Here is a 12,881-nt window from a genome sequence, read left to right as displayed (position 1 = left end):
CCTATTTGTATATTTGTGCTGAATTATTGATTGTTGCAATATTGGCTTTGTTTTGCTCAATAAAGTGTTTTTTATCAAAATTAGGCTCGGTTAAATAGTCTGTCAAAAACTTGGCATTACTTTGCACTTTTGCACCATTTAAAATCAAACGAGGCAAATCAATTTGGTAAATAGTTTGATCAGGTGTTTTTTGTAGATCCTGAGTATTAGCATTCGTTAATAAGTAGAGTTTGCGCTCTTTTTGTGACAGGCGATTGATCGTCGGTGTGCCTGACCCCATCATTAAATGATCTGGAAAAATATAAAATACGGTGTTTTCCAATAATCCTTCATCTTTTAAACTTTTGATAAAAATTCCTAAATTATGATCCAAAGACGCAGCAACAAACGACATATTATCAGATTTAGGCGAAATAATTGTTTTCATTCTTTCATCATCAAATCCATTTGGTGCATGGGTTGAAATTGTTGACACAAACAAGGCAAAAGGTTGGTTGTTTTGACGCATTTGCGTAATTTGTTTTTTCGCTATGTCAAAAATATCTTTGTCATATAATCCAAATGGTGCAGATGGATATTGCCCAACGTAGTTTTTTTCTGAAATGACTTGTATACCTAGCATATCCACTGTATGCCCAATGCCTGCAAAATCAGGTCCTGCTATTACATAACGAGTTTGGTAGCCGGCTTTTTTTAGTACATCCCCCAAACTAACGAGGTTTGTTTCGTTTGCACGCATTAATGGTGATGTTGTGTAGCCTCCAATTAAAAAAGGCATGCCAGTCATATAGGTGTACATTGATGCGGTAGTCCAGCTACTACCAGGGCTCATTGGCATATTAGCGAAAAAAGTATAGTCTTGGCTAAGCGTTTGTAAATTGGGCGTTATATCTTTAAAATCTAAAAATCCTTGTTCAAACGATTCTAACGATAACACAATAATATTTTTACCTTGATGACTAACAAGCTGATTTTTATTAGTGTAGTTAGTCATGTTGAGTGATTTTAGTGCTTGCTCAAATGGTTCTCGTGGGGCACTAGTGACTTGATATATTTCGTATAAACGGCTTAATGGTCCATTGTGATAACTAATTGAGATGATTGCTACAACGGCTAATAATAAACGAACAATGAAATGACATTTACGTTTGCACCAATTTGCTAGTTTTGATAGCAAAAAAATAAGTGTAAAAAAGACGACAATAACTAAGAGCGCTTGTAATTTAAAAATAAATAGGCCTTCTATAATGTCATTGATATTTAAATTGACATAAAACTGGTAATCAATAAATCCACCACTAAAGTAGATGGAGGTGAGCTCCATGACGATAAATATCGTGAATAACGTTATACTTAAAAGCTGCCACTTTTTTTGTTTAAAAAGCGAAGCAAAAACAATGGTAATAATAAAAAGTGGTAAAACAACCAGTGTCGATAATGGCATAAAATATGTTGCTCAATCTATTCAATAATCAATTTTGCCTAAGTATATACTTAATGCATAAAAAAATAAAAATATTGGCTAATTTGTTTAACAAATTACAACATAAAATATGTGATCCTAATATTTGAAATGATACTTGTTATTATTTAATATTGATAATTAATGTCATTCGCAATAATATATCCCTATCCCATTCTTATAATGTTAGGAATTGTTATGCCGTGTTTTGTACGGAAAGTCATTATTATTTTATCTTTATTTTGCTTTTCTTTTTGTTATGCCGATATCACATTACCGACACCGCAAACTAAAGATGGTATGAGTTTATTTGAAAGTTTAAAAAAACGATCTTCAACATCTGGAGGCGGTTTTCCTGCTGGTCAGGTTTCTGATAATGAACTGTCAACTGTACTTTGGGCTGCAAGTGGTTTAAACCGAGGCAAAAGCGGTTGGACAGTGCCCATGGCTAATGGAAATTCTCCTTATGTGCGGATTTATGTCGCTAGCGAAAAGGGAACTTTTTTATATGAATGGGAAGGTCATTATCTAAAAGAAATTAATAATAAAGATATACGTGCCGATATTGGTTTACAAAATTTTACTAGACGAGCCGCTTATTCGTTGATTTTTGTGTCAGACGCTAGTGCATTTACTGGTATCAATCCAGAACAGATTACTAACTTTAGTTACACTGCTGTTGGTGCCATGAGCCAAAATGCTTATTTAGCAGCGGCAGCGTTAAAATTAAGTGCCCGTTATATTCACTCCATCAAACCCGAAGTCATAAGCCAAGAGCTACAATTACCGGAAGGCAGTAAGCCACTTGGTATGCTCTTATTAGGAAAATAACAGGTAATAATAGAATATGAAACGATTTTTGACACTTGTTTTTTTCCTTGTTCTAAGCTTAATGGCTTTTTCTCAATCGTCTTATGCGGCGGAAAAAAAATATGAAAGTTGGAACGCCATTGTTGATGAAATGGATGTAATTTTAAATGATGCTTATGATATCTATTTTATGAAAGATGCTGAGCGTGCTAAAGCTCGAGTCAATAATGCTTATTTTGGCTTTTATGAAAAGCATGGGGTAGAGCGTGCGGTGATGTCTTATATTTCAGGAAAACGAGGAACCGATACCGAATACCAATTTGCTAAAATCAAACGTTTGATGAGCAGTGGAGCTCCGAATAAAGCTGTTCGTGTTGAAATCGATACAATTTTAAAAATGTTACACGAAGATGCGAATGAATTAGATGGTAAAAAAGAGAGTGGTTGGAGTGTTTTCTTTGCTTCATTTATTATTATATTTCGGGAGGGCTTAGAAGCGATTTTAGTGATTGCGGCAATTTCGGCTTATCTTGTCCGTTCTGGAAATATAGCAATGGTGAAAGTGGTTTACATGAGCTCGCTTGCTGCCGTTTTTGCCAGTGTGCTTGCTGCAATAGCTTTGCGTTCTGCAATTAAAATCAGTGGTGCTAATCAAGAAATTATCGAAGGTTCGGCAATGTTACTTGCGACAATAGTCTTGTTTTTTATTAGTAACTGGATGTTTTCTAAAGCCGAGGCCGAAACATGGAAAAATTATGTTCAAGACAAAGTGCAAACAGCAATTTCATCAGGAAGCCGGTTTGCATTAGGTTTTGCCGCTTTTTTAGCTGTTTTTAGAGAAGGAGCTGAAACAATTTTGTTTTATCAAGCCATGTTAGCTGATGCTCAAGATCATATGGATAAGGTTTGGTATGGTCTCGCTGTTGGAACAATTGTTTTGGCGGTAATTTTTATGGTGATTCGTTTTGGTTCGATGAAATTACCTATTAAGCCATTTTTTATCGGTACTAGTGTGTTGATGTATGTTATGGCTATTGCTTTTGCAGGCGGTGGAATGAAAGAGTTACAAGAGGCGGATATTATTTCAGTTACTCCAGTTGATTTTGTTCATTCTGTTGAAATTTTAGGTATTTATCCAACGCTCGAAACATTAATTCCACAAATAATTATGGTGTTAGTTGTGGTATTTTCGGTTATGTATTACACATTTGAACGTAGTCATAAAAATTACAAATTATAAAAAATTCATAATATTAAATAATTAGAAATAATTATTAAAAAAGTCTTTAAAAACAAAGTGAAGGAGTTTTCAATGAAAAATTTATTCTTATCAGCAAGTATTGCTTCAATACTGGCATTATCTTCATTTGCTCATGCCGCAGCACCAGCCCCAGGTGAACAAAAAGGTTTCGAAGAGTTCCCTATTGGTGATGAAGTTACTGTTGGTCCATTACATATTGGCGCTGTTTATTTCCAACCTGTTGATATGGAACCGGCTGGAATTGGTGGCTTACCTGCATCCAAATCAGATATGCATATTGAAGCAGATATTTCGGCAGCCGAAGGTAATAACTTAGGTTATGGCGTGGGTGATTTTATCCCTTACTTAACAGTTAAATACAAAATTAAAAAAGAAGGTAGTGATAAAGTTCTTGAAGGTAACTTTATGCCAATGAGTGCATCAGATGGTCCTCATTATGGTAACAATATTAAGTTAGAAGGGGCGGGTAAATATAAAGTGACTTTTATTATTGAAAATCCTGAAAAACAAGGTTATTTATTACACGTTGATAAAGAAACAGGTGTAGAAGGTCGTTTCTGGACTAAACCGATTGAAGTTTCTTGGGACTTTGATTATATTCCACGTGCATGGTAATTGTTTTTTTATACTAAATATAATTATATTTCAATAATTAATAGTCAATTGTGGTGAGCATTATGCTCACCAATAGCATTTGTAATCACTAGGCAATAAATATGCTTCAATACCTTATCAATATTACCGATAACACTTTCGTTCCAGCCATGATAATGGCACTACTTAGTGCAACGATTGTCAAATCAATACCTAATTACAGTAAAAAAATTATTTTATTCGGTTTTATTGTGGGATTTATTGCAGCATTGATCTATGCCGTTTTAAAACGTAATACAGGTTTTGCTGTTCGTGAATTTTATGATTTAGGCGTAATTATACCTTGGGTTATTATTGCTATACCGCTTATTATTGTTATTTACTTACAAAAATCGACTCATAGCCGAACAGCTAAATTCTTTTTTATACTGCTATTTGTGCTTAGTATTGGTTTGATAAGTGCCCAGTTTTTACCTAATTTAATGCTTTATCCATTCGAATTTGCAGTTGGTATGGATTCCATTTTTAATCATGATTACTTGTTTAAGTGGGTAGGCTATGGAATTGCTCTGTTGGTAGTTTTGTTGACGGGGTTATTTGTTTATCGTACTTGTGGTCGATTATCAGCTCAATTTGTGTTTGTCATTACTTCACTGTCGATTGTTATTTTTACCCTGCAAAATAGTATTAATATTTTACAAATTTTAATTGTTAGGCGTTTTATTTCATCGCAACCATGGATGATGAAACTGGTTATTTTTATCCTTGGTCATGTTAACTTTTTTACTTTTATATTTATCGCTATTGTGCTTTTTTTAGCTATTGTTTTATACGTCAAATCGAAAACAATCTCGTTGATCGGTAGTAATCCTGCTCAAATTCGCAAACTTAAAGCACAATTACGCAGCGATAGACGATGTGCTTTAATGATTATGGCTGGTACAGCGATAACCGCTTATACCGTAACTCGCGCTCGCTATATTTTTGAAAAAGGAGTAGAGCTCACACCTGCTGAGCCAGTAACACCCAATGCCGATAATTTAATTGTTATTCCCCTTGACAAAGTAAACGACGGCAATTTACACCGCTATGGCTATCAAGCCACGGATGGTACATTGGTTCGTTTTATTGTTATTAAAAAAAGTGAAAATGCTTATGGTGTTGGTTTTGATGCTTGTGATATTTGTGGTGCAAGCGGTTACTATCAACGTGGTGATCAAGTGGTTTGTATTTTGTGTGATGTGGTAATGAATATTGCAACTATTGGGTTTTCTGGTGGGTGTAATCCTGTGCCACTTAAGTATGAAATTATTGACGGTAATATGGTGATCCGTCCTGCAAATCTTGAAGCAGAAAAAAGCCGTTTTAAATAAAAGCGAATTAAAAGGAATAGATTATGTTTCGCAGAATGTTACTCAGTGTATTAGTTCGCCAAAAAAAGAAACTCTTTCTTATTGCTTTAACCGTTGCTTTAGGTGTTTCGCTTGCTACTGCTATGCTAAATGTAATGTTTGACGTAGGTGATAAAGTTAATCAAGAGCTAAAAGCCTATGGTGCTAATCTTAATATCGTTCCTCGTGGTAGTGCTGTCATTAATGAAATGTACCAGCTTGATAACAATGATAGTGGGCAAGCTGTGCAGTATATTAAAGAAGATGAACTTGTCAAAATTAAGATGATCTTTTGGGCTTATAATATTGTTGATTTTGCGCCTTTCCTAACAACTCAAGCGACATTTCATGATAAGCCAATTACTGTGGTGGGTACTTGGTTTAATAAACATCTTAATATTCCAACAGGCGATCAGGTTGATACGGGTATGTTGGCTATGAAATCGTGGTGGACCATTGATGGTAAGACCATGACAGATGACAATGTGCAAGGTGCGATGGTGGGTGAAACTGTTGCAAAACAGTGGAATTTAAAACTAGGTGATAAAATAGATATTATTTCAACGCACACAAATAAAAAACTCACGCTCACAATAAATAATATTTTTCATAGTGGGAGCGTTGAAGATGCTCAAATTTATGTTTCCTTACCTGTTGCACAAGATCTTGCCGATAAAAATGGACTAGTTGAACGTGTTGAGGTGAGCGCATTAACCACTCCCGAAAATGAATTAGCGCGCAAAGCAGCACAGGATCCGAATAGTTTATCTAGAACAGAGTGGGATACATGGTATTGCACAGCTTATATTAGCTCGATCGCTTATCAACTTGAAGAATTAATGCCTGATGTTAGAGTTAAAGCCATTATGCAAGTGGCTGAATCTGAAGGTTCTATTTTACAAAAAACACAATTACTAATGTTATTACTAACCGTTTTGTCATTGATTTGTTCGGCGTTAGCAATTTCCAATTTAGTGACTGCGAACGTTATAGAGCGTAGTACCGAAATTGGTTTATTAAAAGCACTAGGCGCAACAAATATGGCAGTATCTTTGCTCATTTTTAGTGAACTATTTATTATTGCCTTTTTAGGTGGAATTTTGGGATATTTTATCGGGATTGGTTTTGCTCAAGTGATTGGTTATACAGTATTTGGATCGTTTGTCGAACCCAAAATGTTGATTATTCCATTAACCATAATAATGGTCTTTTTAATTACACTCTTGGGTAGTTTACCTGCACTTCGGATGATGATGTTTTTACGCCCAACTGATGTATTACATGGTCGATAAGGTGAAAGGAAGTCTCATGATTAATAAAAATAGACGCTTTATAATTAAAACCGTGTTAAGTTCACTTATCCGTCGTCGGTCTCGCATTGCTGTTGCTTTGCTTGGTGTAGCTATTGGTGCAACAGTACTTCTTGGTATGATCACACTTTGTTATGATATTCCACGGCAAATGGGACAAGAATTTCGTTCCTATGGTGCTAATCTTCTGTTGTTGCCTGCTAATAATCAGCCAACGGTAGCAATGACGGATGTTAATAAAGCTGTGAGTTTTTTACCAAAAGATAAATTACTTGGCGTGACACCTTTTCGTTATGAGTCGATTCGCAGTAATCAGCACCCTTATACTATTGTGGGTACTGACTTTAAACAAGTAACCAAAACCAGCCCTTATTGGCACATTGAAGGCGCATTGCCACAAAATCCACATGAAATAATGATTGGTACAGATATAGCTAATTTTGCTAAGTTAAGCGTTGGTGGTACTATGCCAATTTCAGGTAAATCTAAACAAAATTCACGTTTTGATGAGGATCTAAAAATAACCGGAATTGTTAAAACAGGACGAGCAGAAGATGGTTTTATTTTTATTGATCTACATGATTTAGAAAAACTATTAGAAGAAAATGAACAAGCCGAAGTGGTTGAAGTAAGCATTACGGCGACTGAAGCGGAGTTAAATCAGTATATTCAAAACATCAAACAACAATCCACTACAATAACCCCACATTTGATCAAATGGGTGACAAAATCTGAAACATCGGTGCTTGGTAAATTGTCCTCATTACTTTATTTGGTCACTTTTGTGGTATTAGTACTAACTATGATTTGCGTGGCCACAACAATGATGACAGTTGTCATGGAACGCCGTAAGGAAATTGGGCTTAAAAAGGCAATTGGCGCTAATAACCAAAGTATCGCCAAAGAATTTTTAGCTGAAGGGACCGTTTTAGGTATCCTTGGTGGCATTATTGGGGCAATTTGTGGGCTTATTTTTGCACAAATCATTAGTACCAATGTGTTTGGCCGTTCAATTATTATTGAGCTTTATCTGATTCCAACCACAGTTATTATCTCTGTGATAGTTACGGTCATTGCGTGTTTAATCCCGGTAAAACGAGCACTAGAAGTCGAACCTGCGTTAGTTTTGCGAGGTGAATAGGATATAAAGTATGAATATACTCGAAGTAAATAATGTGTCTAAAATTTATGGTTCACTACATGCACTATCTGAAGTGAATTTAGCGGTTGAAGAAGGTAAATGGCTATCAATTATGGGGCCATCTGGTAGTGGTAAAACAACCTTGATGAATATCATTGGTTGTATGGATAAGCCTTCCCTTGGTTCAGTTTATTTTGATGGACAAGATATTACTCAGCTTTCTTTGCCAGAATTAACTGAAATCCGCCGAGACAAAATAGGCTTAATTTTTCAACAATTTCACTTAGTATCATATTTAACCGCACTCGAAAATGTCATGGTTGCTCAGTATTATCATAGTATGGTCGACGAAAAAGAAGCCATGCAAGCTCTTGAACGTGTTGGGCTTGCTGCTCGTGCTAAGCACTTGCCAAGGCAGTTATCGGGTGGTGAACAGCAGCGAGTTTGTATTGCTAGAGCACTGATTAATTATCCAAAATTAATTTTAGCCGATGAACCAACGGGTAATTTAGATGAAAGCAATGAAGCGATGGTCATGGACTTACTACATCAACTGCACGAAGAAGGCAGTACAATCATTGTGGTTACTCATTCACTAGAAGTGTCGAAACATGCACAAACCACGGTAGTACTGGAGCACGGCAAAGTCGCGCGTGTAATTAACAACTAATCAACAAAAGGTTGTCGTATATGAAAAACCGTATTATTTCATCAAGTATCTTTATTATTATTGGCGTATTAATTATTTTGTTTCCATTATATATCTTACCTGTTTGCCCATTGCCAGAGGCGATTGTGACACCCGTTGACACTATGAGCCATGGTATGAGTGCAATGAACGGTGCTAGTAGTGAGCTTGCACATAGTGGACATATGCATGCTAGTACAGGAAAAATTATGAAATGTTTTTGGACAGCAAGAGCCGAAATAGGGATCGGTTGTTTAGTGATAGTCATCGGTGCATTACTACTGATTAGTCGTACGGCTTTTATTCGAATGGGATTAAGCATGGCGACAGCTTGCATATCGTTGTTAGCCGCTGCAATTCCAACGATCCTAATTGGTGTCTGTTCTAACGAAATGATGCGGTGTAATATGGGTGCTAAACCCGCCTTAGTATTATTATCAGGCTTATTATTTATTGCCGCAGTGGTTAATACCTATTATTTAAATAAAAAAACAAAAAATCGATAGCCTTTGTTAGCAAATAAAAACCATACTTATCTTTACCTGATATTAGGTAAAGATAATATTTAAATCCAACAAGCAGGGAAGTCAATATGCACGAAAAACCGATCACCATGGCAAATTTGGCATGGCGAAATATTCAGCGGCGACCGTTTAGAAGTTGCTGTTTGATTATCATCATTATGCTTTTTTCGGCAACGTTGTTTGGGGGAAGTGTATTGATGAAAAACCTTAGTCTTGGCATTTCAGGCATGGCTAATCGATTAGGTGCAGATATTCTTATTGTACCTTATGGTTATGAAAAAAATATGGAAGTTGCCCTATTGCGTGGTGAACCGAGTAGCTTTTATTTAAAAGTTGATTTGATTGATAAAATAAAAGATATCAAAGGGATTGATGCGATTTCACCTCAGCTATTTATTGCCTCATTAAATGCAGGATGTTGTACAACAAAAGTGCAACTAATCGGCTTTGAACAGCAGAGTGACTTTGTCATAAAACCATGGCTACAATCACAATTGACTCAGCCTTTAACTGACAATCAGGTAGTAGTGGGTGCCAAAATTAATTCACAAGTCGGGGATGAAATTATGTTCTTTAATCATCCTTTCAAAATAGCTGCTAAAATGGATAGCACGGGTATGGGATTTGATTCCTCTGTCTTTATGACTATGCCAGCAGCCCAATCATTAATGAAAAATGCAAAATTAATTGAAGGGGATGTTGAACATTTTGCTGATTATGCCTCGTCGATTTTTATTAAGGTCAATCCTAATTATCAAATTAAGGATATTGTTAATCAAATTATGCCCAAATATGCTATTGGCTATAATATCGATTTTGTTATGACTAAAGGAATGCTAAGTAATATATCAAAATGGTTAACAGGCTTTTCAACTATTGTATATAGTTTATCGGCTATTTTTTGGGTTTTGGCCACTATTGTGATTTTTGTCATATTTTCTTCAAGCTTAAATGAACGTAAGCGTGAAATGAGCTTATTACGAATATTAGGCGCTTCACGTCGTGATTTAGTTAAAATGTTGCTTCGTGAATCTTTAATTATTAGTGCATTAGGTGGAATTACAGGCATAGTGATTGCTGCTGTGTTACTTTACGCCTTTAATCTATTAATCTGCCAGTCAATTGGTTTACCGTGTGTGAATATTTCACTATTTGATGCGCTGTTGTATGCAATTGTTGTTTTCATTCTTACACTAATTATTGGACCTTTATCAAGTTCTTATAGTGCCTTATCAATGACTAAATTTGATACTTATAGCACCCTTAGAGAGGGCGAATAATGTTACTGAATGTTAAAAATCTACGTAAAGATTACACTAGAGGACAGCAAATCTTTTCAGCTGTGAATAATGTTAGTTTTTCAATGACAAAAGATGACTTTATTTGCATTATGGGAAAATCAGGCAGTGGTAAAACCACTTTACTAAATATGATTGCAGGCTTATTAACACCAACACAAGGTAACATTACCATTAATCAGACCAATCTGTTTGAGCTTAATGATCAGCAAGTATCCGCCTTTCGTAATCAGCATATTGGTTATATCCCTCAAGGTAGCAGTTTACTGCCTAATTTAACCGCAATTGATAATATTCGACTGCCTTTTTATTTAACTAAGCGAGCAAATCAAAATCCACTAAATGAAGCAAAAAGTCTGCTTGAAAAGGCCAAAATAAGCCACCTGCAAGATACATATCCTGCCCATATGTCAGGTGGTGAAATGCGTCGTATTGCGATATTGAGAGCACTGATTTGTAAGCCCCAAATCATTATTGCTGATGAACCAACCAGTGATCTTGATGAAGAAAGCGCAGCTGAAATCATGCAACTACTGTCTGAAATTCATCAACAAGGTACAGCGTTATTAATTGTCACTCATGATCATGATGTTGCCCGTTATAGCCAAAAAGTTATGAAAATGTCAGCTGGACGATTTATTGACTAATGGGTTTAGTTATTAACTGAATTGTTATATTAAAAGTGGATTACAACCCATTTCGATCATGATTTTATTAAGTTTTAATAATGGTAATCCAACTAATGAATTAATGTCATCACCTTCAAGTTTATCAAATAGGGTGATGCCTAGTTCATCACATTTAAAACTACCAGCACATTGTAGTGGCTTCTCTTTGCTAATGTAGGCATCAATTTCTGAATCAGTTAAATGCCGAAAAGTCACTTTAAATGGTTCGCAAATGGTGATTTGTTGTTGTGTTTTGGTATTAATTACTGTCATCCCAGTATAAAAATAGAAAGCTTTACCACTACTTTGTCGAAGCTGTTTACGGGCATTATCAATTGTATGTGGTTTGCAAACAATATTACCGTCTAACACACCAACTTGATCAGAGCCAATAATTAAACTATCAGCAAACTGCATAGCTAATGATTGGGCTTTAAGTTTAGCTAGCCGAACGACCAATTGCTTAGCTGACTCACCTGCTAGTGGTGTTTCATCACATATAGGAGGCACACACTCGAAAGGAATAGCTAATTTTTCAAGTACTTTTTTACGTGATGGTGAAGTCGAGGCTAATATGATTCTCATTTTAATTATCTCTTAAAATCCAAGCTGAAGGATGCGCATTAAAACCGATATGACCATAATAATCAACTGCTTGTGGCGCTGCTAGCAGAGTAATTGAACATGATTTGCCTGTATTATTTTTTACTTCTTTAACTAATTGCTTTCCGATACCTTGTCGTTGATAATTTTCATCTACTGCGAGATCTGCCAAATAAGTGATATAAACAAAATCCGTTAAACAACGTGCAATACCAATCAGTTTATCATCATGCCAAGCAGTTACCACCAAATTAGCATTATCTAACATAGCTTGAAAGCGTACGGTATCGGTAAGTGGACGACGCTTACCTAATGAACAGTGACGATAAAGGGTAATAGCTTGTTCGAGTGTCGGTTTGACATCAGAACGATAAATAATGCAATTCATGTTGATCTCCATCATAAATTGGATAAAAAATAATTAAAGATTAAAGTTAAAATGAGTATCATACTAGCAAGGTAAAACCTATTTTAGGTCCGCTAAATATATAATTGAATCTATAACAAAGCAAGGAGGGAGTTATGTACAAAAAAATTTTGGTTCCTATTGATGTGCTTGAAGATGAATTAACTAAAAAAGTGATTCCACATGTAGAGTGCTTAGCCCGATTGTCTAATGCTGAAGTAATATTTTTTCATGCCTTGCCTGTTTCATCAGCTATTATCAATGCTTACTCTTTTGGATTTGATGAATTTAAAGATCATGCAACAGTACAAACAGAACAATATCTTCATCAATTAATGAATTCGATTAATTTACCGCATGAACATTTATCGTTTTCTATTGCATTTGGTCATCCAAGAGATGAAATCCTTGCATTAGCTGACGAAATTAAACCAGACTTAATAATTTTAGGTTCACGTCGTCCTAATATTTCAACGCATCTTTTAGGATCGAATGCTTCAGGGGTTGTGCGTGGAGCTAAAACGGCGGTGCTTGTGATTCGGTAGGTTTAGCATTATATGTTAAGTATGTTTTTTAGAGGGCACCTTTGTAATCTAGATTATTTTTGGACAGCATAGTTAGATAAGCAGGAGGAATTTAATGTAAAAATTCCCCCTGATAAATAATTTGAGCTTTTAATTTTAGTCTCTAAACGTGTAATTTATAAAAGATGCAAAATCAATTAA

The 12,881-nt window shown here is 35.5% G+C and carries 14 protein-coding genes; 11 read left to right on the top strand and 3 right to left on the bottom strand.

Translation table 11 applies throughout. The annotated features are described in order from the left end of the window. Position 1: 1 nt before the first annotated feature. A complete protein-coding gene (locus GQ594_RS03110) occupies positions 2-1,444 on the bottom strand; it encodes an LTA synthase family protein (RefSeq protein ID WP_160411401.1) in 1,443 nt (480 codons plus the stop codon). 216 nt (positions 1,445-1,660) lie between these two features. On the opposite strand from GQ594_RS03110, the gene GQ594_RS03105 reads away from it, so the two are divergent. The 10 genes from GQ594_RS03105 (at position 1,661) to GQ594_RS03060 (ending at position 11,126) form a co-directional block, all read left to right on the top strand. Beyond that, the gene (locus GQ594_RS03105; protein WP_160400197.1) at positions 1,661-2,293 is read left to right on the top strand and encodes a nitroreductase family protein; all 633 of its coding nucleotides are present in this window, start codon (positions 1,661-1,663) and stop codon (positions 2,291-2,293) included. A 16-nt stretch (positions 2,294-2,309) separates the two neighbouring features. Continuing rightward, the gene (locus tag GQ594_RS03100; RefSeq protein ID WP_160411400.1) at positions 2,310-3,512 is read left to right on the top strand and encodes an FTR1 family iron permease; all 1,203 of its coding nucleotides are present in this window, start codon (positions 2,310-2,312) and stop codon (positions 3,510-3,512) included. Positions 3,513-3,584: 72 nt separating this feature from the next. Further along, complete coding sequence (locus GQ594_RS03095) at positions 3,585-4,148, top strand: iron transporter (RefSeq protein ID WP_160411399.1); 564 nt, start codon at positions 3,585-3,587, stop codon at positions 4,146-4,148. Positions 4,149-4,249: 101 nt separating this feature from the next. Then, complete coding sequence (locus GQ594_RS03090) at positions 4,250-5,500, top strand: Fe-S-containing protein (protein ID WP_160411398.1); 1,251 nt, start codon at positions 4,250-4,252, stop codon at positions 5,498-5,500. Between the two features lie 23 nt (positions 5,501-5,523). Further along, positions 5,524-6,810, top strand: coding sequence for an ABC transporter permease (locus tag GQ594_RS03085; protein ID WP_160400193.1), 1,287 nt, complete (start codon positions 5,524-5,526; stop codon positions 6,808-6,810). 16 nt (positions 6,811-6,826) lie between these two features. After that, positions 6,827-7,969: an ABC transporter permease gene (locus GQ594_RS03080; RefSeq protein ID WP_160411397.1), complete on the top strand. Its 1,143-nt coding sequence runs from the start codon at positions 6,827-6,829 to the stop codon at positions 7,967-7,969. A 10-nt stretch (positions 7,970-7,979) separates the two neighbouring features. Further along, complete coding sequence (locus GQ594_RS03075; RefSeq protein ID WP_160411396.1) at positions 7,980-8,639, top strand: ABC transporter ATP-binding protein; 660 nt, start codon at positions 7,980-7,982, stop codon at positions 8,637-8,639. 20 nt (positions 8,640-8,659) lie between these two features. Then, complete coding sequence (locus tag GQ594_RS03070) at positions 8,660-9,163, top strand: DUF4418 family protein (RefSeq protein WP_160400190.1); 504 nt, start codon at positions 8,660-8,662, stop codon at positions 9,161-9,163. Between the two features lie 86 nt (positions 9,164-9,249). Next, the gene (locus GQ594_RS03065) at positions 9,250-10,461 is read left to right on the top strand and encodes an ABC transporter permease (RefSeq protein ID WP_160400189.1); all 1,212 of its coding nucleotides are present in this window, start codon (positions 9,250-9,252) and stop codon (positions 10,459-10,461) included. Beyond that, positions 10,461-11,126 carry an ABC transporter ATP-binding protein gene (locus GQ594_RS03060; RefSeq protein ID WP_160400188.1) on the top strand — a complete coding sequence of 222 codons (666 nt, stop codon included), beginning with the start codon at positions 10,461-10,463 and terminating at the stop codon, positions 11,124-11,126. The genes GQ594_RS03065 and GQ594_RS03060 overlap by 1 nt, the downstream gene beginning before the upstream one ends. A 24-nt stretch (positions 11,127-11,150) precedes the next feature. On the opposite strand, the gene GQ594_RS03055 is transcribed toward GQ594_RS03060, so the two are convergent. Together GQ594_RS03055 and GQ594_RS03050 are read right to left on the bottom strand one after the other, a co-directional pair. Then, positions 11,151-11,732: a Maf family protein gene (locus GQ594_RS03055; RefSeq protein ID WP_160411395.1), complete on the bottom strand. Its 582-nt coding sequence runs from the start codon at positions 11,730-11,732 to the stop codon at positions 11,151-11,153. 1 nt (position 11,733) lies between these two features. Next, positions 11,734-12,138 (bottom strand): GNAT family N-acetyltransferase, encoded by a 405-nt coding sequence (locus GQ594_RS03050; RefSeq protein ID WP_160411394.1) that lies wholly within the window; start codon positions 12,136-12,138, stop codon positions 11,734-11,736. 134 nt (positions 12,139-12,272) lie between these two features. Between GQ594_RS03050 and GQ594_RS03045 the strand changes: the two genes are divergently transcribed. After that, positions 12,273-12,701, top strand: coding sequence for a universal stress protein (locus GQ594_RS03045; RefSeq protein WP_160400185.1), 429 nt, complete (start codon positions 12,273-12,275; stop codon positions 12,699-12,701). Positions 12,702-12,881 lie beyond the last annotated feature (180 nt).

The organism is Gilliamella sp. Pra-s52, assembly GCF_009795805.1.
Taxonomy (GTDB): domain Bacteria; phylum Pseudomonadota; class Gammaproteobacteria; order Enterobacterales; family Orbaceae; genus Gilliamella.
The sequence above is the reverse complement of the archived record's forward strand: the minus strand, read 5'-3'. Positions and strand labels throughout refer to the sequence as shown.

What these genes read in the sequence shown, in the direction of transcription:
- GQ594_RS03110 (WP_160411401.1), bottom strand. Translation starts at nt 1,444, where the DNA reads ATGCCATTATCGACACTGGTTGTTTTACCACTTTTTATTATTACCATT.
- GQ594_RS03105 (WP_160400197.1), top strand. Translation starts at nt 1,661, where the DNA reads ATGCCGTGTTTTGTACGGAAAGTCATTATTATTTTATCTTTATTTTGC.
- GQ594_RS03100 (WP_160411400.1), top strand. Translation starts at nt 2,310, where the DNA reads ATGAAACGATTTTTGACACTTGTTTTTTTCCTTGTTCTAAGCTTAATG.
- GQ594_RS03095 (WP_160411399.1), top strand. Translation starts at nt 3,585, where the DNA reads ATGAAAAATTTATTCTTATCAGCAAGTATTGCTTCAATACTGGCATTA.
- GQ594_RS03090 (WP_160411398.1), top strand. Translation starts at nt 4,250, where the DNA reads ATGCTTCAATACCTTATCAATATTACCGATAACACTTTCGTTCCAGCC.
- GQ594_RS03085 (WP_160400193.1), top strand. Translation starts at nt 5,524, where the DNA reads ATGTTTCGCAGAATGTTACTCAGTGTATTAGTTCGCCAAAAAAAGAAA.
- GQ594_RS03080 (WP_160411397.1), top strand. Translation starts at nt 6,827, where the DNA reads ATGATTAATAAAAATAGACGCTTTATAATTAAAACCGTGTTAAGTTCA.
- GQ594_RS03075 (WP_160411396.1), top strand. Translation starts at nt 7,980, where the DNA reads ATGAATATACTCGAAGTAAATAATGTGTCTAAAATTTATGGTTCACTA.
- GQ594_RS03070 (WP_160400190.1), top strand. Translation starts at nt 8,660, where the DNA reads ATGAAAAACCGTATTATTTCATCAAGTATCTTTATTATTATTGGCGTA.
- GQ594_RS03065 (WP_160400189.1), top strand. Translation starts at nt 9,250, where the DNA reads ATGCACGAAAAACCGATCACCATGGCAAATTTGGCATGGCGAAATATT.
- GQ594_RS03060 (WP_160400188.1), top strand. Translation starts at nt 10,461, where the DNA reads ATGTTACTGAATGTTAAAAATCTACGTAAAGATTACACTAGAGGACAG.
- GQ594_RS03055 (WP_160411395.1), bottom strand. Translation starts at nt 11,732, where the DNA reads ATGAGAATCATATTAGCCTCGACTTCACCATCACGTAAAAAAGTACTT.
- GQ594_RS03050 (WP_160411394.1), bottom strand. Translation starts at nt 12,138, where the DNA reads ATGAATTGCATTATTTATCGTTCTGATGTCAAACCGACACTCGAACAA.
- GQ594_RS03045 (WP_160400185.1), top strand. Translation starts at nt 12,273, where the DNA reads ATGTACAAAAAAATTTTGGTTCCTATTGATGTGCTTGAAGATGAATTA.